Origin of the sequence: Arthrobacter sp. 92 (assembly GCF_050260325.1) — a bacterium.
Taxonomy (GTDB): Bacteria; Actinomycetota; Actinomycetes; order Actinomycetales; family Micrococcaceae; genus Arthrobacter.
On sequence record NZ_CP189863.1, the window covers coordinates 2134269 to 2155042 of the forward strand.

Annotated in this window: 19 protein-coding genes and 1 pseudogene; 9 read left to right on the top strand and 11 right to left on the bottom strand. The window is 65.2% G+C overall.

All coding sequences use genetic code 11. The features are described 5' to 3' along the window. Nucleotides 1–18 precede the first annotated feature (18 nt). Both ACP4XC_RS09770 and ACP4XC_RS09775 read left to right on the top strand, forming a co-directional pair. The gene (locus ACP4XC_RS09770) at nt 19–441 is read left to right on the top strand and encodes a MarR family winged helix-turn-helix transcriptional regulator (RefSeq protein ID WP_427174736.1); all 423 of its coding nucleotides are present in this window, start codon (nt 19–21) and stop codon (nt 439–441) included. 241 nt (nt 442–682) lie between these two features. Continuing rightward, nucleotides 683–820 carry a hypothetical protein gene (locus ACP4XC_RS09775; protein WP_427174738.1) on the top strand — a complete coding sequence of 46 codons (138 nt, stop codon included), beginning with the start codon at nt 683–685 and terminating at the stop codon, nt 818–820. A 115-nt stretch (nt 821–935) separates the two neighbouring features. Here the strand turns inward: ACP4XC_RS09775 and ACP4XC_RS09780 are convergent, their stop codons facing one another. Then, complete coding sequence (locus ACP4XC_RS09780) at nt 936–2210, bottom strand: IS30 family transposase (protein WP_427175064.1); 1275 nt, start codon at nt 2208–2210, stop codon at nt 936–938. 806 nt (nt 2211–3016) lie between these two features. Here ACP4XC_RS09780 and istA point away from each other — a divergent pair. The 3 genes from istA to ACP4XC_RS09795 all read left to right on the top strand — a co-directional run bounded on the left by istA (nt 3017) and on the right by ACP4XC_RS09795 (nt 7347). Then, on the top strand, nt 3017–4546 hold the full coding sequence (istA, locus tag ACP4XC_RS09785; RefSeq protein WP_427174740.1) for an IS21 family transposase: 1530 nt from the start codon (nt 3017–3019) through the stop codon (nt 4544–4546). Further along, nucleotides 4543–5331 carry an IS21-like element helper ATPase IstB gene (gene istB, locus ACP4XC_RS09790; protein WP_427174742.1) on the top strand — a complete coding sequence of 263 codons (789 nt, stop codon included), beginning with the start codon at nt 4543–4545 and terminating at the stop codon, nt 5329–5331. The genes istA and istB overlap by 4 nt, the downstream gene beginning before the upstream one ends. A 741-nt stretch (nt 5332–6072) precedes the next feature. After that, on the top strand, nt 6073–7347 hold the full coding sequence (locus ACP4XC_RS09795; RefSeq protein ID WP_427175064.1) for an IS30 family transposase: 1275 nt from the start codon (nt 6073–6075) through the stop codon (nt 7345–7347). 396 nt (nt 7348–7743) lie between these two features. Here the strand turns inward: ACP4XC_RS09795 and ACP4XC_RS09800 are convergent, their stop codons facing one another. Next, complete coding sequence (locus ACP4XC_RS09800; RefSeq protein ID WP_427174744.1) at nt 7744–8193, bottom strand: hypothetical protein; 450 nt, start codon at nt 8191–8193, stop codon at nt 7744–7746. Nucleotides 8194–8337: 144 nt separating this feature from the next. Here ACP4XC_RS09800 and ACP4XC_RS09805 point away from each other — a divergent pair. Then, nucleotides 8338–8721 (top strand): annotated as a pseudogene (locus ACP4XC_RS09805) (DUF2703 domain-containing protein); the annotation flags it as partial. Here the strand turns inward: ACP4XC_RS09805 and ACP4XC_RS09810 are convergent. From ACP4XC_RS09810 to ACP4XC_RS09835, 6 genes are all read right to left on the bottom strand, one after another. Next, complete coding sequence (locus tag ACP4XC_RS09810) at nt 8662–9171, bottom strand: DUF6448 family protein (RefSeq protein ID WP_427174746.1); 510 nt, start codon at nt 9169–9171, stop codon at nt 8662–8664. The pseudogene ACP4XC_RS09805 and the gene ACP4XC_RS09810 sit on opposite strands and share 60 nt — an antisense overlap. Nucleotides 9172–9645: 474 nt before the next feature. Then, nucleotides 9646–10614 carry an IS481 family transposase gene (locus ACP4XC_RS09815; protein ID WP_427171285.1) on the bottom strand — a complete coding sequence of 323 codons (969 nt, stop codon included), beginning with the start codon at nt 10612–10614 and terminating at the stop codon, nt 9646–9648. A 664-nt stretch (nt 10615–11278) separates the two neighbouring features. Then, complete coding sequence (locus ACP4XC_RS09820) at nt 11279–12064, bottom strand: chromate transporter (protein WP_427174748.1); 786 nt, start codon at nt 12062–12064, stop codon at nt 11279–11281. Then, nucleotides 12061–12735 carry a YncE family protein gene (locus ACP4XC_RS09825; RefSeq protein ID WP_427174749.1) on the bottom strand — a complete coding sequence of 225 codons (675 nt, stop codon included), beginning with the start codon at nt 12733–12735 and terminating at the stop codon, nt 12061–12063. The genes ACP4XC_RS09820 and ACP4XC_RS09825 overlap by 4 nt, the downstream gene beginning before the upstream one ends. Then, a complete protein-coding gene (locus tag ACP4XC_RS09830; protein ID WP_427174751.1) occupies nt 12708–13091 on the bottom strand; it encodes a hypothetical protein in 384 nt (127 codons plus the stop codon). Before ACP4XC_RS09830 ends, ACP4XC_RS09825 begins: the two co-directional genes overlap by 28 nt. 17 nt (nt 13092–13108) lie before the next feature. Then, on the bottom strand, nt 13109–13441 hold the full coding sequence (locus tag ACP4XC_RS09835) for a hypothetical protein (protein ID WP_427174642.1): 333 nt from the start codon (nt 13439–13441) through the stop codon (nt 13109–13111). Nucleotides 13442–13530: 89 nt separating this feature from the next. On the opposite strand from ACP4XC_RS09835, the gene ACP4XC_RS09840 reads away from it, so the two are divergent. Both ACP4XC_RS09840 and ACP4XC_RS09845 read left to right on the top strand, forming a co-directional pair. Then, nucleotides 13531–14043 carry a Chromate resistance protein ChrB gene (locus tag ACP4XC_RS09840; protein ID WP_427174643.1) on the top strand — a complete coding sequence of 171 codons (513 nt, stop codon included), beginning with the start codon at nt 13531–13533 and terminating at the stop codon, nt 14041–14043. Continuing rightward, nucleotides 14040–14471, top strand: coding sequence for a chromate resistance protein ChrB domain-containing protein (locus ACP4XC_RS09845; RefSeq protein ID WP_427174644.1), 432 nt, complete (start codon nt 14040–14042; stop codon nt 14469–14471). Before ACP4XC_RS09840 ends, ACP4XC_RS09845 begins: the two co-directional genes overlap by 4 nt. A 577-nt stretch (nt 14472–15048) precedes the next feature. On the opposite strand, the gene ACP4XC_RS09850 is transcribed toward ACP4XC_RS09845, so the two are convergent. The 3 genes from ACP4XC_RS09850 to ACP4XC_RS09860 all read right to left on the bottom strand — a co-directional run bounded on the left by ACP4XC_RS09850 (nt 15049) and on the right by ACP4XC_RS09860 (nt 19521). After that, entirely contained in the window at nt 15049–15807 is a 759-nt protein-coding gene (locus ACP4XC_RS09850) for a GTP cyclohydrolase II (protein WP_427174752.1), read from the bottom strand. A 654-nt stretch (nt 15808–16461) separates the two neighbouring features. Next, nucleotides 16462–18024: an LGFP repeat-containing protein gene (locus ACP4XC_RS09855; RefSeq protein WP_427174754.1), complete on the bottom strand. Its 1563-nt coding sequence runs from the start codon at nt 18022–18024 to the stop codon at nt 16462–16464. A 315-nt stretch (nt 18025–18339) separates the two neighbouring features. Further along, complete coding sequence (locus ACP4XC_RS09860; protein ID WP_427174756.1) at nt 18340–19521, bottom strand: alkaline phosphatase family protein; 1182 nt, start codon at nt 19519–19521, stop codon at nt 18340–18342. 261 nt (nt 19522–19782) lie between these two features. On the opposite strand from ACP4XC_RS09860, the gene ACP4XC_RS09865 reads away from it, so the two are divergent. Further along, nucleotides 19783–20718 (top strand): glycoside hydrolase family 16 protein, encoded by a 936-nt coding sequence (locus ACP4XC_RS09865; protein ID WP_427174757.1) that lies wholly within the window; start codon nt 19783–19785, stop codon nt 20716–20718. Nucleotides 20719–20774 lie beyond the last annotated feature (56 nt).

Here is a 20774-nt window from a genome sequence, read left to right on the forward strand (position 1 = left end):
GGGTTCTAAGATGGTCACATGTATGCTGGAGAACTTCATCGCCTGGCCAGGGCTCTTCGGGAGATCGCGGTCTCGGCCACCGCCGACCCCGGGGAACCACGCGTCTCCACAGGACAGCTGGCCATCGCAGAAGATATTTCCTATCACCCCCGCACGTCCGTCGGTGAGATCGCCGCACGCACCGGCTTGGCTCAAAGCTTCGTATCACGAACCATCGTCCGCATGGGTACCGCGGGAACTGTCCGGACAGAAGCCGACCCCGCGGACCGGCGCCGCAGCCTCATCTCGATCAACCCGGCCCTTCAGGCGAACGACTTCCAGTCCCGCGGGCGGAGACCTATCACGAGTGCAATCCGCGCTGCCTTCCCCGGTCTCACCGATGAACGGCTTGCGGTCATCATGGATGCGCTGGACACCCTCGGGGCAGAACTCCTCCACTGAACCACGAACACCGCTTGAATCCGCCGATTCCCCTACGGGTTGTTGGGTGACAAATAGCGCTGCAAAAAGACCGCCATTTATCGCTGCGAGTCGCAGGCCTAGGCCAGCAACGGCGCGGAACGTGGCGGCGGGCTTCCGCGGCACGGTGATCGACCGTCTAACGGGCGTGACTCGACAACCGACACCAGTCCCTTTGTCGTGGCATTGAGTTGTTCGTTATCTTGTGCGCCAAGATGGCAGCATGCCTCTTCACGATCTGCTCGCCAGCCTCCAGGAAGTTCCCGAATCAGGTTCGCGTGACGCTTATCTACGGTTCGTGACCTTTGCCGGGGACGCGGCGTTGCGTCGCGATGGTGGCCCGGATGCTCCCAGGAACTAGACCAAGTTCCCCCGAGATCGCTTGGATTTTGTGTTAGCGGCCATGAAAAACTGCCCGTAGGCGGCCACGAAAATGCCCACGGCTTGAATTCTAGGGGTCGTTGCAACGCCCGTGCTTAGCTGGCTATCAGTAAATCACGTAGACGCTCGGCTGGGGTGTCCCAGTCCAGTGTCTTGCGTGGTCGGGCGTTGAGTTCCTGGGCGACGTGCTCGAGGTCCTCTGGCCCGTAGGCGTTCAGGTCCGTGCCTTTCGGGAAGTATTGGCGCAGCAGCCCGTTCGTGTTTTCGTTGGATCCGCGCTGCCAGGGGCTGGCGGGGTCGCAGAAGTAGACGTCCATGTCGGTGGCGATGCTGAATGCCTTGTGTTTGGCCATTTCGGCGCCCTGGTCCCAGGTCAGGGATCCGCGCAGGTGCGCCGGCAGGGTGGCCATGGTCTTGATCAGCCCGTCGCGGACCGATTCGGCGGTATGGTCCACCGGTAGGTGCACCAACATCACGTAGCGGGTGGTGCGTTCGACCAGGGTGGCGATCGCCGACTGGTTGTAGGCTCCGGTCACCAAATCCCCTTCCCAATGGCCTGGGACGGCGCGGTCTTCGACCTCGGCGGGGCGTTCGGAAATGTTGATCATCGGATCCCGGAAACGGCTGGTGCGTTCCTCGGGCTTCCTGTGCTGCTTGCGGCGGGTCCGGCCGCTGCGCAGGGCCTCTTTGACCTCGCGTTTGAGTCCGCCGCGGGCCTGAAAGTACAGGGCCTGGTAGATCGTTTCGGGGCTCACGCGCATCTGCTCGTCATCGGGGAAGTCCTTGATCAGCGCCTTCGAGATCTGTTCCGGGGACCAGCGGGTGAGGAGCTTGGTCTTCACGTAGTCGTGCAGTTCCCCGGGTTCTGCCAGCTTACTGTCCTTCTGCCGTGCACGGGCCGCCGTGGCAGCCCGGTGAGCACCGTAAGGCCGGTAACCAAGCACCGGGTGGCTGTTGCGCTTGATCTCCCGGCTGATGGTTCCCATGGACCGGCCCAGCGCCCTGCCGATCGCCCGCATGGAGGTCCCGTGGGAGCGCAGATCCGCGATCCTCTCCCGCTCCTGCAAGGAAAGGTAGCGGGCGCTGATGGGCTGCTCCAGAGCTTCCAGCGCCACCGCGGCGGGTGCTGGCTCCGTCGCTGAGGCTGGCAGCTCCGGCGCTGCCGCTGCCGTCCGCTCTGGTGCCGCTGCAGGGGCCGGCGGTTCCGCGAATGTAGTTCTCACTTCCTGTTTATACGGCAGATCAGCTGCTTGACCTTGGGCCGCGGCCGTGTCCTTTGCAGCCTGTTGCCGGTCCCACACGTAGGAGCTCTGTTTGCTGGCGCCGACGGCGAGGGCGGCGTCCCTCCGGCCGGTTCCTTCCCGGCGCAGGCGCAGGTAGTGAATCTGCTTCGCCGATGGGCCTCGCGTACCGACGGAGACCAGACCGGCGGCCTTGGCCCAGTTGTGGCAGGTGGAGTGGTTCAGGCCCAGTTGCCGGGCTGCCGCGCTCACGTTGCCGACTTCGCGCAACAGACCCAGGAACTCCTCAATCACCGCCGTCGGGTGGCGCTGCGCCGGAACAGGCTTCACAGTCCTCGTGGCCCGTGGTTTTCTCGCGGCAGGATTGACCTTGCCGGCCCAGTTATGCGCGGTGCTGATGTTCAATCCCAGCTCCTGGGCCGCCGCAGTGATGGTGCCGGTCCTGTCCAGAACGGCATAGAAGTGGTCCTTGTCCGCCTGGCTGTACTGGCGCTGCGGCCTGATCCCGGCAGCGTTCGCCCACTTCTGGCAGGTACTCCTATTGATGCCGAGCTCCTGAGCCGCCTCGGCGACAGTTCCCAACCGCGCCACGGCGGACAGGAAATCCTGTCTTTGCGCACCGGTATGAGACTGCTGCTGACGCTTCACGGCAGCCCCAGACCAAGGCGCCGGTTCTTCCGGTAAAGGAGATTTTTCCCTTAAGGAAGGACTATTTTCTGATGGTGATTCCATGGGTGTTGCGACTCCCGATTATTCGGGGGTGTTGCAACGTTCACTAGAACTCGCCCTGGTGGCCAGTAAAACTGCCCGGTGATGGCCAGCAGATCTGCCCACTTCCTTACTGAACCTGCCGCGTCTTAAGCGGCGGGGGCCTCTCCCCGGGATTTGATGACGGTGTCTAGTCGCATCAAATGTCGCCCAGGAAGAGGCCCTGTATGAAGCATGACGGAGAAATCATGGAAATTCTTGCTGCCTACGATCTGACCGGATCGTTGCGCGCCACGGCGGAGCTCACTGGATGCTCGCACCACACTGTTGCCAGACATGTCGCGGCCCGGGACGCCAGCCGGCCAATCGCCGAACCGGCGCTCCGGCCCCGGGTCACGGACGTATTCCTGCCCAAAATTGAGGAATGGATCGAGGCGTCCAAGGGACGGATCCGCGCCGACAAGGCCCACGAGAGGCTCCTCGCCCTGGGCTATGCGGGGTCGGAGCGGTCCACCCGCCGTGCGATCGCGCAGGTCAAAGCCGCATGGCGGCTGGGCCACACCCGCGTTCACCGGCCATGGATCACAGAGCCAGGGATGTGGCTGCAGTATGACTTTGGCGACGGGCCACGCGTGGGCGGGGTGAAGACCATCCTGTTCGTGGCCTGGCTGGCGTTCTCCCGGTTCCGGATCGTGATCCCGTTGCGGGACAGGACCGCGCCGAGCGTGTTCGCCGCCTTGGACCGCTGCTTCCGCATCCTGGGCGGGGCACCGACCTATGTTCTGACGGACAACGAGAAAACCGTCACCACCGCGCATGTCGCCGGGGTCCCGGTGCGGAACCAGCAGACCCTGGACTTCGCCCGGCACTACGGGATCACCGTGCTGACCTGCCAGCCCGCGGACCCCGCCACGAAGGGTGGAGTCGAAGCGTCCGTGAAACTGGCCAAGGCCGACCTCGTGCCGAAGGACACTAACCTCCGGCCTGAGTACGGTTCTTTCGCCGAGCTCGAGGCCGCCTGCCAGGCGTTCATGGACGAAGTGAACAACCGTGAGCACCGCACCACTCGGCGTAAGCCGGCCGCGGTGCTGGCAGACGAGGCATCCCGCCTGCACCGGATCCCGGAGACCGCGCACACGGTCGCGTTCGGACTGGCCCGCACCGTTCCGGAGAACACCCCGATGGTCACCTTCGAAAACGCCCAGTACTCCGTGCCCGCGCACCTGCTCGGAGCCCGGGTGTTCGTCCGCTGCCACGGCACCGGGCCCGACGAACAGATCGTCATCGTCCACCACGGCCCGTCCGGTCCGATCGAGGTCGCACGCCACGGCCGGGCCAGGCCCGGCAGCCCCGCGATCATCGATGAGCACTTCCCCGGGACCAGGACCAGAATCCCGGGCGACTATGCCGTGAAGGCCCGCAACGCCGGCGAGGCCGAGTTCCTGGCCATCGGTGAGGGCGCCAAGACCTGGCTTCTGGAGGCCGCGGCGGCCGGCACTGCCAGGATGAACGTGAAGATGGCCGAGGCCGTGACCCTGGCCAAAATCGCCGGGACCGCCGAAGTTGATAAAGCCCTGGGCAACGCAGCAGTCCACGGCCGATTCGCCCACCCGGACCTCGCCTCGATACTGAACGCCAATATCCAACGCACCACCGCCCACTCCGCGGACGAGACCCGGTCCCTGACCCAGGGCACCGGCGCCTGGGCAGCTATGGGTGCCGGACCGTTCGCTACGCCGAAGGAGCAGAACCGATGAGCCCGGTCACCACCACGAACACCACCGCCCCGGCACTGCCGGCAGACCTCGAAGCGCTGATGCGCCAGCTGAAGATGCCCCACGCCCGGGCCCTCGCCCCGGAACTCATCGCCACCGCACGAGCCCAGCGCTGGGAACCGGCCGAGGTCATCAAGGCCCTGTTCACCCAAGAAACAGCCGGCCGGGCCCGGTCCATGCTCGCCACCCGCCGCAAAGCAGCAGGCTTCCCCACGGGTAAAACATTCGACGCTTGGGACCCCGCAGCCTCCTCGATCCCGGCCCCGACCCAGCAGGCACTGCGGACGCTGGAATGGATCACCCGGCGGGAAAACCTCGTCGTCTGCGGACCCTCCGGGACCGGGAAAACGTTCTTCCTCGAAGCCCTCGGCCAACAGGCCGTCGAAGCCGGGATGCGCGTGGCGTGGTTCCGGCTCGAGGACCTCGGAGCCCTGATCCGGGCCCACCGCACCGATGACAGCGTCACCCGCGCGGTCGCCAGAATCCTCCGCGCCGAACTCGTGGTGATCGATGACATCGGCCTGTTACCCGTGGCCACCGACGCCGCCGAAGGCCTCTACCGGGTCGTGGACGCAGCCTACGAAAAACGCTCCGTCGCGATCAGCTCGAACCTGCACCCGGCCGGCTTCGACGAGCTCATGCCCAAAACCCTCGCCACGGCCACCGTGGACCGGCTCCTGCACCACGCCCACGTCTGCCAAACCAGCGGCGACTCCATCCGCCTCACCCAGGCCCTCGCCGGAAAAGGAGTCACCCAACTGAACTAACACGACCCGAAGATGGCCGATCCCGCCGAACCATTCAGTGGGCAGATCTATTGGCCATCACCGGGCAGTTTTGCTGGCCACCAGGCGAGTTCTAGTGAACGTTGCAACACCCCCGAATAATCGGGAGTCGCAACACCCATGGAATCACCATCAGAAAATAGTCCTTCCTTAAGGGAAAAATCTCCTTTACCGGAAGAACCGGCGCCTTGGTCTGGGGCTGCCGTGAAGCGTCAGCAGCAGTCTCATACCGGTGCGCAAAGACAGGATTTCCTGTCCGCCGTGGCGCGGTTGGGAACTGTCGCCGAGGCGGCTCAGGAGCTCGGCATCAATAGGAGTACCTGCCAGAAGTGGGCGAACGCTGCCGGGATCAGGCCGCAGCGCCAGTACAGCCAGGCGGACAAGGACCACTTCTATGCCGTTCTGGACAGGACCGGCACCATCACTGCGGCGGCCCAGGAGCTGGGATTGAACATCAGCACCGCGCATAACTGGGCCGGCAAGGTCAATCCTGCCGCGAGAAAACCACGGGCCACGAGGACTGTGAAGCCTGTTCCGGCGCAGCGCCACCCGACGGCGGTGATTGAGGAGTTCCTGGGTCTGTTGCGCGAAGTCGGCAACGTGAGCGCGGCAGCCCGGCAACTGGGCCTGAACCACTCCACCTGCCACAACTGGGCCAAGGCCGCCGGTCTGGTCTCCGTCGGTACGCGAGGCCCATCGGCGAAGCAGATTCACTACCTGCGCCTGCGCCGGGAAGGAACCGGCCGGAGGGACGCCGCCCTCGCCGTCGGCGCCAGCAAACAGAGCTCCTACGTGTGGGACCGGCAACAGGCTGCAAAGGACACGGCCGCGGCCCAAGGTCAAGCAGCTGATCTGCCGTATAAACAGGAAGTGAGAACTACATTCGCGGAACCGCCGGCCCCTGCAGCGGCACCAGAGCGGACGGCAGCGGCAGCGCCGGAGCTGCCAGCCTCAGCGACGGAGCCAGCACCCGCCGCGGTGGCGCTGGAAGCTCTGGAGCAGCCCATCAGCGCCCGCTACCTTTCCTTGCAGGAGCGGGAGAGGATCGCGGATCTGCGCTCCCACGGGACCTCCATGCGGGCGATCGGCAGGGCGCTGGGCCGGTCCATGGGAACCATCAGCCGGGAGATCAAGCGCAACAGCCACCCGGTGCTTGGTTACCGGCCTTACGGTGCTCACCGGGCTGCCACGGCGGCCCGTGCACGGCAGAAGGACAGTAAGCTGGCAGAACCCGGGGAACTGCACGACTACGTGAAGACCAAGCTCCTCACCCGCTGGTCCCCGGAACAGATCTCGAAGGCGCTGATCAAGGACTTCCCCGATGACGAGCAGATGCGCGTGAGCCCCGAAACGATCTACCAGGCCCTGTACTTTCAGGCCCGCGGCGGACTCAAACGCGAGGTCAAAGAGGCCCTGCGCAGCGGCCGGACCCGCCGCAAGCAGCACAGGAAGCCCGAGGAACGCACCAGCCGTTTCCGGGATCCGATGATCAACATTTCCGAACGCCCCGCCGAGGTCGAAGACCGCGCCGTCCCAGGCCATTGGGAAGGGGATTTGGTGACCGGAGCCTACAACCAGTCGGCGATCGCCACCCTGGTCGAACGCACCACCCGCTACGTGATGTTGGTGCACCTACCGGTGGACCATACCGCCGAATCGGTCCGCGACGGGCTGATCAAGACCATGGCCACCCTGCCGGCGCACCTGCGCGGATCCCTGACCTGGGACCAGGGCGCCGAAATGGCCAAACACAAGGCATTCAGCATCGCCACCGACATGGACGTCTACTTCTGCGACCCCGCCAGCCCCTGGCAGCGCGGATCCAACGAAAACACGAACGGGCTGCTGCGCCAATACTTCCCGAAAGGCACGGACCTGAACGCCTACGGGCCAGAGGACCTCGAGCACGTCGCCCAGGAACTCAACGCCCGACCACGCAAGACACTGGACTGGGACACCCCAGCCGAGCGTCTACGTGATTTACTGATAGCCAGCTAAGCACGGGCGTTGCAACGACCCCTAGAATTCAAGCCAGCGGGCACATTCACTGGCCGCCGGTGGGCAGAAACTGATGGCCATTGACATTTTGAAAATACGACACTTCGCCGCCAAGAGATAGGCAGGCCCCGGCAGGACGCCACATGAGCCACTGGTGATTGGGTCCGGGTAGCCATCCCCTTACGTCCGGAAGGGTGACAAATAGCGCTGCGAAAGGCCGCCATTTATCTCTGCGAGGCAAATGCAGGCCCGGCAGGTGCCGAGGGCAGTGTCTCGAAAAGCTGTTGTTTTCCAAGACAGCTTACTAACGGAGTAGCGTCCAAATAATGACTGCATTTAGACCACCGTCTGGTCAGGTTTTGATGGAGGATTGAACACATCTAGCCTGTGGTCATGTCATATGACCTTGACGTGTACATGCCGGAAGCCCTGGATCCTGAAGCGGTCGCTGCTCTCGTGAATGCTTCGCCGGGACTGCAGTTGGAGGAAAGCACCGGCGGTAGCACTGGTGGCCCTCAGAATTGGCACATCCTCCGCGGCAAGATAGCCGCATACTGCTTTACGCTTGAAGGCCCCTACCTCGTCGAGCCGGAGGATGATTCTTATGAAAGTGACGGCTGCCGTCCTGGGTGCGGGCGTCATGTACAGCGTCCTGGTTGAAGGCACCGATCCGGTGTCCATCCCGCACGCTGTCCGGTTCGCCAAGCGCCTGGCAAAGGAAGGCAACGGCGCGGCCATGGATGCCCAGACGGAAGAGATCTGGCCCAAGACCAGCACCCGCGCGGCGACTAAGCCCGAACGAGACATGATGGTCGACACGGTGGAGGTGCGCTGGTACCACCTCATGGATGAGGTCCGAGACGATTTCCCACAGAAGTATCTGAATCTTGCCCGGCAGTACTTGCCAGAGGCAGTGCCGAAGCGGTTCGGCAGCTACGAGCCGCTCCAGGGAAATCTGGCCCGTGACGGTGACAAGGCGTCGACAAGGCGACGTTGCAAGCAAACCCCGCGGAGTCCAACCGCATTTGGATCGCGGGTCGGCCGATGGAGGATTGGCTCGGCGCGACGGTGGGGAGCAGCCCCTGCTGTTCCGTGTGCGGCGATGCCGACTGCCGTACGGTGCAGATCCGCGGTACGACGTTCGACGCGATTCCCGAGAAGCTGATCCTTCAGGCGGCACTCGCTGCGGCATTGGAACTGCTGGGACTTGCCGGTCTGACCTGGTGGCAATCGTCGGCGCGTCAATGCCCAGGCAGCCGGGGAGTGCTTGCCAGTGCCTCGGATTCGGGTTTTCTGTCAGCAGCCGGACGCAGCCTAGCCGTGATGCCCGAACTCGGATTGCTTGAGATCATTGTGCCCCGCAGTGCCAAGTGACCGGAATACGTGGTCACTGTAGACCTCGAAATCGAGCATTGCCTCGATGTACTGCCTGGCATCGTCGGTGGAGCGGTCCCTGGCGGCCTTCAGGGTGTTGACGAGCTCGAGCCGCCGCCTAAGCTCGTCGCGCAGCGCTGCCGTAAGGAAGGTCTGGACCTCATCTGCTGAGCCGGTCGCGACGGCACGTTCGGCGAGCGGGATGACCGGCCCAACCGAGAGTCCGGCAGGTTTCAGCCCCGTGTAAGGGGCGCCTTCCCCAACGCGGTGTATGCGGACAACAGTCTCGAAGAAGAGGCGGTCGGCCACCTCGCGGGCCCCCGGGGCCAGGCCCCGGACCGGCATCACCGTGTTAAACATGGTACGAACCTCTGCCTCCCCGTCGGGCTGGACGAAGGGCAGGACGAGGTCGACGTCGGCGGCCTCGAGTGCCTGTCGCGCAGCGGTCACGACGGGACCATCCAATGAGTCGCAGTGCGGGGGCATGGCTTCTCCGATCTATGGCTGACCATTTAGTTTGGCGGTAGCGACGAGGGGGAAGAAGGGTCGAAGGTCCTGACAGGTGAGTATGTCAACCCGATTCAGGACCGCCGAGACGGCCTGAACGAGGACCACCTACGACCTTGCTGACCAGCGCCAAGGATTGCGCGCAGACAGTGGAGGCTGGCGACGGACGGGCTCGCGCATGCAAGAGCCGTCCCATTGTGGGAAACCTGAGCGGACGGTGCGGGCCGTTGAGTAGTTCGGTAAAGGGGCGGCATTCCCGGGTGAGGCGTATTCTGCCGACTCGGACGAGGTCGATAACTGCAAAATTCCGCCATCTAGGCAGCCAATATCAGTTGGTCCGGAGACCCGGTGTTTTTGGACAAGCAGCGGCCGGAGTTTTCCCCAGGTGGAGGCCAATGACAAGTGCCCGCACCGCATCTAGGTGTATTGACCTGAGAGGTTGGTAACACGGCTGGCCGGTGGCTGACCTTTGAGTGAAGTGTGGCCTCGGTGATGATTGTAATGATGGAGCCAGTCAGCGAAAGCGGCAGCACGCTCGGTTTCTGATCCATAGGGTTTGGCGTAGGCCCATTCGTCGAGCATGGTGCGGTTGTAGCGTTCGACTTTGCCATTGGTTTGGGGCCTGTAGGGGCGGGTGCGTTTGTGGCTGATGTCCGGGCCCAGCGCGTCCTTGAAGGCGTGGGCGCGGTAGCAGGAGCCGTTGTCCGTCAACACCCTTTTGACTACGATTCCGCACGATTCGAAATAGGCGTTGGCGCGTTCCCAGAACCCCGCTGCGGTGTCCTTCTTCTCATCGGCCAGGATCTCGGTATAGGCAAGCCGAGAGTGGTCATCAACGGCATTGTGCAAGAAGGCGTAGCCCGGTCGCCGGTTCGCCGTCGTGCCGGTCTTGTTTTTATTACCCGCGGCCCGGCCGGTGACGCGGTGGCCGCCGCCGTCCGGGATCCGTCCGAGCTTCTTGATGTCCACGTGGACCAGCTCCCCGGGGCTGTGGTGCTCGTACCGGCGGATCACCCGGCCTGTGGCCCGGTCCATCCACGACAGCCTCGCCAACCCGAACCTCGACAGAACCCGGTGCACTGTGGACGGATGGATCCCCAGCAGAAAGCCGATCCGTGCCGGACCCCACCGGCGGTTGACCCTAAGCGCGATGATCCGCCGCTCCCGCCGCACGGACGTCCGCTGCGGGGAGCTGACGGGCCGGCTGGAACGATCACCCATCCCGCGCTCACCGTGCTCCCGGTAACGGGCCGCCCACCTCGCCGCGGTTGCCACCGACACCTGGAACCGCTCAGCAGCACGGCGCAGGGACCACCCGTCCTCGACAACGCACCTAGCCAGCCGGAGCCTGCCCTTCGGCGTCAGGAGCGCGTTAGCATGGGACATTGAAGACCTCCTTGTGGATCGGACTCTAGACAAGCCCCACTCCACTCGGAGGTCTTCTTTTTGTCACCTATCCACGCCGGGCGTCCCTAACGTCCGTGGACAATACATCTAGGCTCCCAACCAGCGGCCAATTCCGGAAGCCTTCACAATGCGGCGGGACCCACACGGCATGGAACTGACAGATAGTCTTCGGACACTTCCTGCGCCGCTGCGGATCGGGGCTTTGGTGTTTTTTCGCCGTGTTCGTGCTGTCGTTCTTGTCACTCTCAGTGCTAGCAGGGCAAGGACTTGCCGGTCGCGGCTTAGTCGCGTGGACGATAGGAAGTCTTGGCATCGCGGGATTGGCCTTGGGAATGATTCTGGCTACGGACTTCCGAGGTTCCGCGTCCGCTTACGCCCGGCTGAGCAAGACGTTCGGGCCTGACACGGGATCCCGCTTTCTTGTTCGGTTCGTACGGGTATTTGGAGGGTCGTTCGTAGTGGTCGGCGTCTGTTTTGTGGCCGTCGCTGTCATGCTTGCCCTGGCGCCTGCAACTTGACTGTTAGTCCAAGCCCCCAGTTATTTCCTTGGCATAAAGCTCTCACAACCCGGACAGAACTTCAGGCTTTCGTCTTCTCTAGATAATCGCATCCGAAATTTCGGTTCTGTCAGTCCCAAGCTGCCTCAGTTATCCTGCTGTCTGTTGGCGATGGTGTGGGCGAGGCGGTAAGAGTCGGTGCTCCCCCCGCCGAAGAGGGAGGCGCCACCAACGACAGCAGCGGCAATTGAGTTCAGCGCCAGTTCGCTGCCTAGCAGCGAGTTTCCCTCGCGCAGCTGGGCCGCCAACATAAGGCCGGCGAGGCCGGCCAGCAAGCCCGACAGCAGGTAGGCGGTTATTATGTCACGGTTCACCGGCAGCCCTGAGAGTCGTGCTGCCTGGGCGTTGCCACCCAGCGCGTACAGTCGCCGGCCGAGAATGCTCCACCTCATTAATGCGGCGGCTGCCAGGGTCACGACCACGAAGATGAGGACTTCGGAGCGGAACGGGCCGACCGTGCCGGCAAAAATGGAGACGAATGCGCTGCTGTTAATGGGCACCAAGGTGCCGTTTTGAACCAGGAATGCCACGACGATGATGAAGGCCGGGCCGCTGAACGCGGCCGCGACTGCCAGGGCGCCCCAGGGGCCGCGGTTCAGGTAGCCGACCCACATGGCGACCTGGGCGGCGAGGGGCCCGGGCATGGTCTGGCCCAGCGCGACGCCGTCGAGGAAATCCTTCCTCCCGATCCAGCGCCGCTTCTCGACCAGGTCCCGCTGCATGTAGCCCACGGTGGCGATCGGGCCGCCAAACCCTGTCGTTCCCAGATGCAGGAAGTACAGCACGATGCGGCGGAACGGCACGGCCGCTATGGCCGGTTCCGGGGCATCGTCCCCGGGGCCGTCACGGGCGGGTCCGCCGCCGGAGGTCATGGCCTGGGCTCCATGATGCGCAGCACGGGGTGTCCGTCGATGTTTTCCAGCGGGAAGTAGACCCGGTGGGTGCCCTGGTCCACGGCGACGGTGTGGGCGTTGTGGGCAAGTTTGCCGGACGCCTTGGGCACCAGGGTGCGGTTTTGTTCGTCGAAGACGCTCACGACCCCGGACTCCGAGGCGAGGTAGAGCCGGTGCAGGCCCGTATCGAAGGCGAGCACGTCCGGGCCCTCGCCGGTGTCGAACCGTGCGGTGACCTGGTTGGTGTCCAGATCCAGGACCAGGAGCTTCGCGTTGCCCTCGCAGGCGATGAACGCGAGCTTGTTTGCCCCGTCGAGGTAGAGGCCGTGGTTGCTGGCGCAGTCCGGGACCGGGATCCTGCCGGTGACCGTGTCGGTCGCCGGGTCGATGGTGACCAGTTCGTTGCGGTCCTGGACATTGACCATCACGGTTCCGCTGGCGGGGTCGTAGACGCTGTTGCCGGCCTCCCCGCCGATCTCGATCGGGGCTTTGGCCGTGTTCGTGGCGAGGTCGATCACCGTTTCGGCGTGGTCGTGTTCGTTCGAGACGTAGGCCTTGCCGTGGACGGGGTCGTAGGCGATCCCGTCAGGGGTGTTCCCGGCCGGGACCCGGGCGGTCACCGTCAGGGTGCTGGTGTCGATGATCGCCACCAGGTTCGTTCCCGAGACCGCGGCCAGGAGAAGATGCCGGTCGGGCGCGAGGGTGACCCCGTGCACCGAGGGTGTTCCCGGCACGGTCCCCGCCACCGTGCCCTTGGCCAGACCACCGCATGCACGGTGCCGTCGCCGAGGTGGGCAATGTAAAGCCGCTTCCCTGCCTCGTCGAGGGCCTGGTAGTCGAGCCTGCTCGCCGCCCCGGGCAGGGCGATGTCCTGGACCCGGGTCAGCGGCAGCGAGGACGCCGGGGCCGGACTTGAACAGCCGGTCACGGACCCCGGCAGGAGGGCCAGCAGCCCTGCGGCGATCAGCGCGGCCTTCGCCGGCCTGCGCGGCGGGGTGGATTCCATAGCTGTCTCCGTTCCGTTCAGAGGATGATGACATTGGCGATGAAGGCGACCAGCCCGCCCGCCAACGCCGGGAGGGCCCGGCGCGGGAGCTCCCGGTCGACGGAGGCGACGACGGCCGGCGGCAGGGCCCCGGCGATCAGGCACACCGCATCCCCCACGCTGACGGCAGGCATGAAATCCTCGTTCAGGAACAGCGCATTGGCCAGGACCCGCCAGGCGATGACGGCCACCAGCGTGCCCGCCGCAGCGGCGGCAAGATCCGCCGTCGGCCAGCGGGCAAACCGGCAGGCAAGGACCACCGCGGCCGCCGCGATGATCGCGGAGATCACAATGAGCACGAGCGAAATCATGTCTTCTCCTGAAACCTCGAAAGCCGCGTGCACCGCACGTCCAGCCTGAACCACACCAATTCAAGGTAACCACGGTTACAATACAAAATGTGAAGAGTGAAGCGCTGATACCCGGGGGCTGGGTCCTATTGACCTACCGGATGCCCCGCGTCCCGTCCGGGCCGAGGGTCGCGGTCTGGCGGCGGCTGCAGGCCCTGGGCGCCGCCCAGCTCGGAGACGGGCTCGTCGCCCTCCCGGCCGATGCCCGCACCAGGGAGCACCTGGACTGGATCGCGGACCAGGTCCGGCAGGCCGGCGGCACCGCCGGCCTCTGGCTGAGCCGGCCCGCCTCCCTGGGGCAGGAGCGGGAGCTCGCCGCGGGAATGGCCGCGGACCGGGCCCGGGAATACCAGGACATCACCGCCGCCGCCCACGCCGCAGCGGCACTCGATGCGCCGGAACGCGCCAGGGCCGTGAAGCGGCTCCGGGCCGAGCTGCGCCGGATCGGCCGGCGCGACTACTTCCCGCCCCTCGAACGCGACGCCGCCCACGCCGCCGTCACCGCCCTCGCCACCGCCGAGCTTCCCGCCCGCACCACAAGCGCGTCGGCGGGACAGCCATGAACTGGGCCACCCGCACCGGCGTCCACGTTGACCGGGCCGCGTGCGCATGGCTGATCCGCAGGAACATCGACCACGCCTGCGAATTCATCTTCGTGGCAGACCCCGCCGAGGTCCCCGACGATGCCGTGCCCTTCGACATGCCCGGGGTGGAGCTGACCCACCACGGCCACGACTGCACCTTCGAAACCATGCTGCGACGCTACGAAATCCAGGATCCCGTGCTGTGGAAACTCGCCGAAATCATCCACGAAGCCGACATCGACGACGAACGCTTCGACGCCCCCGCCGCCCCCGGCCTGGACATCATCATCCGCGGACTATCCATGACCCTGAACGACGACCAGACCCTGGCCGTGTGCGGACCCATCATGGACGGACTCTACGACTACCTCAAACGCTCCCTCATCCTCGGCCGCGAACCCGCCTGACCCCAGACAACAATCCGCCCCACGACCTAGGTGCAGGTGGGGCCTGAATAGTTGACACAGCCAACCCGAACCACACCGGCTTTCGCAACCAGGAACTTTTCATCTGTCAGACCGCTTTGCGCCCTGAGAGCGGGTGTCGCCTGGCAGCCACCCCCGTCGTTCCGGGTATGGCTTCTCTGCTGCGGGTGTCGACGGCGTCGTGTGCGGTTGTTGAGGAGGTGCAGCAACCCGAAAGCACCGAGCAGCCCTTGGCCTTGGGGGCGGGCGCCGCGGCAGATCCTTGATACGGAAACGGGCCGGGACCGGCAACCCGGCCCCGGCCCATGCATCACCCTGGCGGATGAACCTCGCGCCGATCAGTGCCCGTCAGTGGCGTCGATCAGACGCCTGAGCTCGGCGCGCCCAGCGCCAGTTTGGGCTTGCCACGGACATCAGGGACCGGCCTGGACGCAGCTACGCCCCGGGCCGGAGTCGGTGGCCGGTGTCGGGTGGTGCGGCGGCCCATCCGGGGAATGCGGGTGAACTCCGGAGCGCCGTAATGGACGGCGCACGGTGGGTCAAAGGGGCGGTCGCCGGGTCAACGGTCGGGCATCCCGGTCGGAATCGGCCCCAGGACGATCGTGTGGGCGGTGTGGTCGCGCTTGGTGGCCAGGTACCGCGCATTCGTCGGGGAGAGATGGACCCAGGTGGGCACACGTTCGGCCACAGCGACACCGTTGGCCTCTAGCTGGAGTGCCTTGTCGGGGTTGTTGCTCAGCAGCCGGATCCGTTCCACTCCGAGGGCGAGCAGCATCTGGGCCGCTGCTCGATAGTCGCGCTCGTCCTCACCGTGGCCGAGGGCGACGTTCGCAGCGTAGGTGTCGAGCCCGCGGTCCTGGAGGGAGTAGGCGTCGAGCTTCTCGTAGAGTCCAATGCCCCGGCCTTCCTGCCTCAGATACAGCAGGAAGCCGCCCTCGCCCGCGATCCGTTCGGCCGCCTCGCGGAGCTGTGGCCCGCAGTCGCACCGCTGCGATCCCAGGACGTCCCCGGTGAGGCATTCGCTATGGGGGCGCACCAAGGGGGCGGCCGCTCCGGCGAGGCTGCCCTCCCAATCGCCGAGCGCCAGTAGTAAGTGCTCCTTGCCGTCCACCAGACCCCGGAAAGTGAATGCATCGGCCGTCGCGGCGAAGCCGTCGGCGAACCTGAGCGGGATGCGCACCCGGGTGCGCATCGTAGCCCGAGGGGGCCCCGAACGCGCCCGTCCAACGGGTCCAACCGCGGCTGAATCGGCGGACACCGTGCCGATGCCGTCCGTTCCGGCGCCCGGTCCTGCTGCAATGACATGTTCCTCGGGCATTGGTCCCCTCCTTCTGAGATTCAGGCGTGCTCGGTTTCAAACTGCTGGCATCGCCGAATCTCTAAAATAACGTAACACGTTTTTAGATTGGTGCTCTGTCGATGGGACGGAACAAGGAGGTCGGCGACGGAGGCTTCTGCGATGACAGTTGGCGAGGTGCCGGTAGTGTGTTATGGCTTACCACGACCCCGACGTCGCGCTATCCGCAGCTCAACGGCGTCTTCGGGGCCTACGGGGTATCGCGGCTCATGGCCGCCCTAATGCGAAAACGGAGGGCTTCGACGTCGGGTCAGGCGACCCGCTGCCGGAAGCGCACCCGGCCATCCGGGTCAATAGAGCCGCCAAGACCAGCAACGTCCAATGGTTTCCAGGTATTCATGGTGTGGCTTCCTCGATCCCGGGGAGGGAGCGTTGGATGAAAACCACCCAGCGCCATTCGGCTCCCAGCCGCTACGAAATGACACCCCGCAAACCCTGAAGTGCGCCTCGCCGGGATTGAGCTTTGCCTTGCTGCTACAGGCCGTCCCCGGCTCCGTCGACCGGCACCCCCGGGCCGGGCCCTCGCGGGCCTAGCCGGGGTCTGGTCGCATTCACGGTCTGCGGGGCGTGTGCCTTGTTCGGTGGTTGCCGGAGTACCGGGTTGGCTGTGCCGGCCTACTTGTAGGTTATCGCTGTGCCGGTACCGGCGGACCAGGTGATGCGTCCGCCTTGGTAGTCCTGGGCCACGCCGGCGCCGGAGGCGTACTCATTGGTGGTCGGATAGCCAAGGCGTCCGTTCTCCCAGCCCTGTGATGCGTAGGCTGTGCGGATGGCGCCGGCGTTGGCGTGGGCCCCGGAACCGGCGGACCAGTAGATGACGCCGCCCTGGAAGTTCTGGTAGACGCCCCCGTTCTTCAGGTTGCCGATTTCGTTGCTGGTGGGGTAGCCGAGGAAGCCGTTCTCCCAGTTGAGCCCCGCCCAGGCCGCGTCGATGGCCCCTTGGGTGATGTGGGCTCCGGTGGCGGGGGACCAGTGGATGACGCCGCCTTCGAATGTTTGGTAGGCGCCGTTCTTCAGAGCGATTTCGTTACTGGTGGGGTAGCCGAGTCCGCCGTTCTCCCAGTTTTGGGCCGCCCAGGCAGCGTCGATGGCGCCCTTGGTGGCGTGGGCTCCGGTGGCCGGGGACCAGTGGATGACGCCGTGCTGGAAGTTCTGGTAGACGCCTCCGTTCTTGAGGCCGCCGATTTCATTGCTGGTGGGGTAGCCGAGGGCGCCCGTTTCCCAGCCCAGGGCTGCCCAGGCCGCGTCGATGGCTCCCTTGGTGGCGAAGGCGCCCGTGGTCGCCGTCCAGTGGATCACGCCGCCCGTGTAGTTTTGGTAGCAGCCGCCAGCGGTGAGGCCGCATACAACGGTTCCGGTGGCCGTACCAATGCCCGCGGTTGTGGCTGCTGCGGTGATGGCATCCGCGCCCGGGTTCTGTCCTCCGGGCGCCGTTCCTCCAGTCTTGATGACGAAATCGTCGATGTACTCGTCACCCATTTGCGTCAGATGCTCAGCCCCGAGCTGGACCGCCGTTACTGTGGTCGCGGTCGTGTCGATCTGGTTGCTGGAGAAGATGGATGTTCCGTCGAGCCAGACCTCGACCGTGGAGGCTGCCCCGTTGGCTATGACATGCATGCCAACATGCCGCCACGCGTTCAGCGCGATGGAGCCGGGCACGAGATTGGTGTAGGTAAAGCCGGCGGAGGACGTTACCCGGAGCCACATTTGGCCGTTACTGTTGTATCGGTAGATGTCCACGAACCTGGTGGTGTCGAAGAAGAACCGGAAATACGGGACATCGTTTCCGGCGACGCCCGCGGTGGTGATATTGAACCAGGCGTCCGCATATACGTCATTGGAATTTGCCGGGAGCGTGGTCACCAGGTTGGCCAGGGAACCGGGGTCGGTGGTCACATGCAGGTGCGCGGCACACGTGCCGGAATGGGCCTGGGTGTTGTCGATGGTGGCTGTTCCGGTCGTTCCGGTGTTAACTGTAAACCCGTCCAGGGTTCCGGATTCGAAGTTGTTGGCCGCCACCGTCGTTCCAGGATAGGTGTTCGTCGGAGCGGAAACTCCCGTTGAACAAGTGGCTGGCGGCGGGGTGGTGGCGGCGTTTGCCGGACCGGATACAAAGGCGAGTGCCATTGCGGGCACGGCAAGGGTGCTGATGACGCCGAACCTAAACAGTCGTTTCACTGATCTGTCCTCCAACCTGCGGTCGATACCGGCTTCGCCGCTGTTGGGCGTGGAGCCGGTTTGATCTGCCTGTGGTGGGGGTTCTTGCGACGGTTCCGGCCCAGGCGCCCGGCAACGCCGTCGAGAACCCATGGCACCATGGGGGCGGTTACAGGTGCGTTACCAGTCCCGGTTGCGTTGATGAGGGTGGCGGGGGAGGCAGGAGCTCTCCAGGAGAAGTGACCGGCAGGCGAAGCGCAGACATCGGCGACCTTTCCTGGCCGTCCGGTCAGGAACAATCCCTCGCCTCCCGGGAGGTGGCTGTCCCCGGCAGGGTCAGGGGTCGGCGCTGAAGACGTCAGGCCCGAAGCTGTGCAGTCCTGGGGCTCCGGCGTAGCCGAGGCGGGGGAGGGAGAAGGTGTCCTCGATGGTGGCGAGCAGGCTGTAGTGGTTGTACATCGTTCCGGTGCTGGTGCCCGGACTGGTGAACGGGGAGAGCACAAGCGCGCCGATCAGACCTCCGGCTGTGCCTCCTGGCAGGCCGGAGGGGCCCGTTTGGTTGCCGTCCGCTTCGTCGAAGGTGATGACGAGCGCGCCGTCCTGCCGGTAGGCCGGTGAGTTCAGGATGGCGGGGATTTCTTCCTTCAGCCAGGCGTCGGCGCTTTCCAGCCCGCCGGGCGCACCATCGACGCAGGGGCTGTCGTGGCCGTCGTGGCAGAGGTTGGGGCTGATGTAAGCCAGGTTCGGGGTGGTGGCGGCGGACTGCAGGTCGGTGGCGAGGTTGGTGTAGTCCACGACGTTGTTTTGGCAGTCGGGGGAGGAGGTGATGCTGGTGAAATAGACGAAGGGATTGTGGCGGGTGGCGTATTGGTCATCGATTTTGGCGTTCTGGGCATTGTCCCGGGCGCCTGGTTCCGGGTGGCGGCACGGGGTGCCCATGTCTTCCATGTATCCTTTCCAGGTTTTGCCGGCGTCGCTGAGTTGCCCGGCGAGCGTCGGGACTGAAGCGGGATAGATGCAGCCCGATCCGAGCACCTGGCCCGGGTCCGCGGTTCCGGTTTGGGAGAACGGGGCGTAGGTCGTGCAGTCGTTGCGCGTTATCGGGTTGGATCCCTGTCCGGAGATCTGGGCCAGATAGTTGGGGTTGGAATGATGGGCGATGGCGTAGTACCGGGTCAGCAGGACGCCCTGGCTGCGTAGAGTCCGGGCGAGGTAGGGGGCGTCCGAGTCCGGACTCCAGGTTTTGTTATAACCCAGGTTTTCCAGATTGATCACAAAGACGTGGCCGATCTTCCCGGATGCTGCCGAGGGCACGGGGCTGCCGGCGGGCCGGGAAGCCGAGGGCCCGGGCGGGGAGGAAGCGGCGGGGCCGGTGGGACTGGGAACCGGCGTTCCACCCCCTGATGGGCCCTGGCAGGCGGTGCTCATGACCATAAGCACCGCCGCAAGGAGGACGCGCACCGCCCGTGGACGCCCGGGGCCGGGCACCCTTCTGCCGGATTTCGTTCCGAGTTTCATCTGATTTTGCCTCCTCCCGTCCGGGGGCAGCGGCCCTGACTGGCCTTCCGGAAGCCCTGCGCCGAAGGGCCACGCCTCGTTTTCGCGGTGGCGGGCGTTCCGGTCCGTTCACTTTCCCACGCTATGTTCAGCCGGGCCATGGTTCCCGGCTTCGGGTTCCCTGTGAATTCGTGCCGCTGCCGTGGGCGCGGCGGCTCCGGTTCATCATGGTAAGAGGCCCGGGTCTTGTTTTGGCGTGCGTTTGCCGCCACACTGGCTCGCATGCACGTGAAGGGACGGCGGCACAGCAAGGGCGCTGGTACCGGCCCCCAGGCGGGCATGACGATGGTGCTCGTCGCGGTGTTGGCGCTGGCCCTCTCCGGATGCAGCAGCGCTGGCCCGTCGGGGACACCGGACGCCTCCGACACGGGCAGCGCCACGGGAACTCCGGCGGCGGGGACTGCGCCGGAGCTGTCCCAGCCGGTTGGACGGATGCCCGTGGGTGATCTGCCCGGCTGGCGGCAGGTCTTCAGCGAAGATTTCACTGAGGGGAACGTCGCGGTTGGGGGTTTCCCCGGGAGCCTGTACGGCGCGAAGTGGAGTGTCAACTACGTCGACGGAACGCCGGACACGGCCGGTCAGCAGAACGGCGGCAGGTCCGGGTACTACCCCTCGAAGGTGCTCAGCGTCACGGATGGCGTGTTGGATATGTATCTGCACACCGAGAAGGGTGTTTCGATGGGGGCGGCGCCTGCTCCGAAGCTGGGTCCAGCCAATGACCGACCCTATGACAGCCTGTTGTACGGGCGGTATTCGGTGCGGTTCAGGTCCGAGGCGCTGCAGGGGTTCAAGACGGCGTGGCTGTTGTGGCCCGACAGCGGGGTGTGGCCGCGTGACGGGGAGATTGATTACCCCGAGGGTGATCTGTCCAGGGCTTTTTACGGTGCACTCCATCAGGCAGGGTCGGACCGGAACATCGCCCACCTGATCCAGTCGGGTGCGCGGTTCACGTCCTGGCATACCGCGACCACTGAATGGGGGCCTGGCCGGGTGGAGTTCTTTCTCGATGGTGTCTCGATCGGGGCCAGCACCGTCGGCGTCCCGGACAAGCCGATGCATTACATTCTCCAGACCGAATCCTGCCTGACCGGCTGCCCCGCGCCGGGAACAGCCGGACACCTGCAGGTGGACTGGGTGGCAATCTGGGCAAGAGCATAGCTCCATTACCGGCCCCTTTCGTCGTCAGTGGCATGGGAAGAACGCACCAGCGCCGC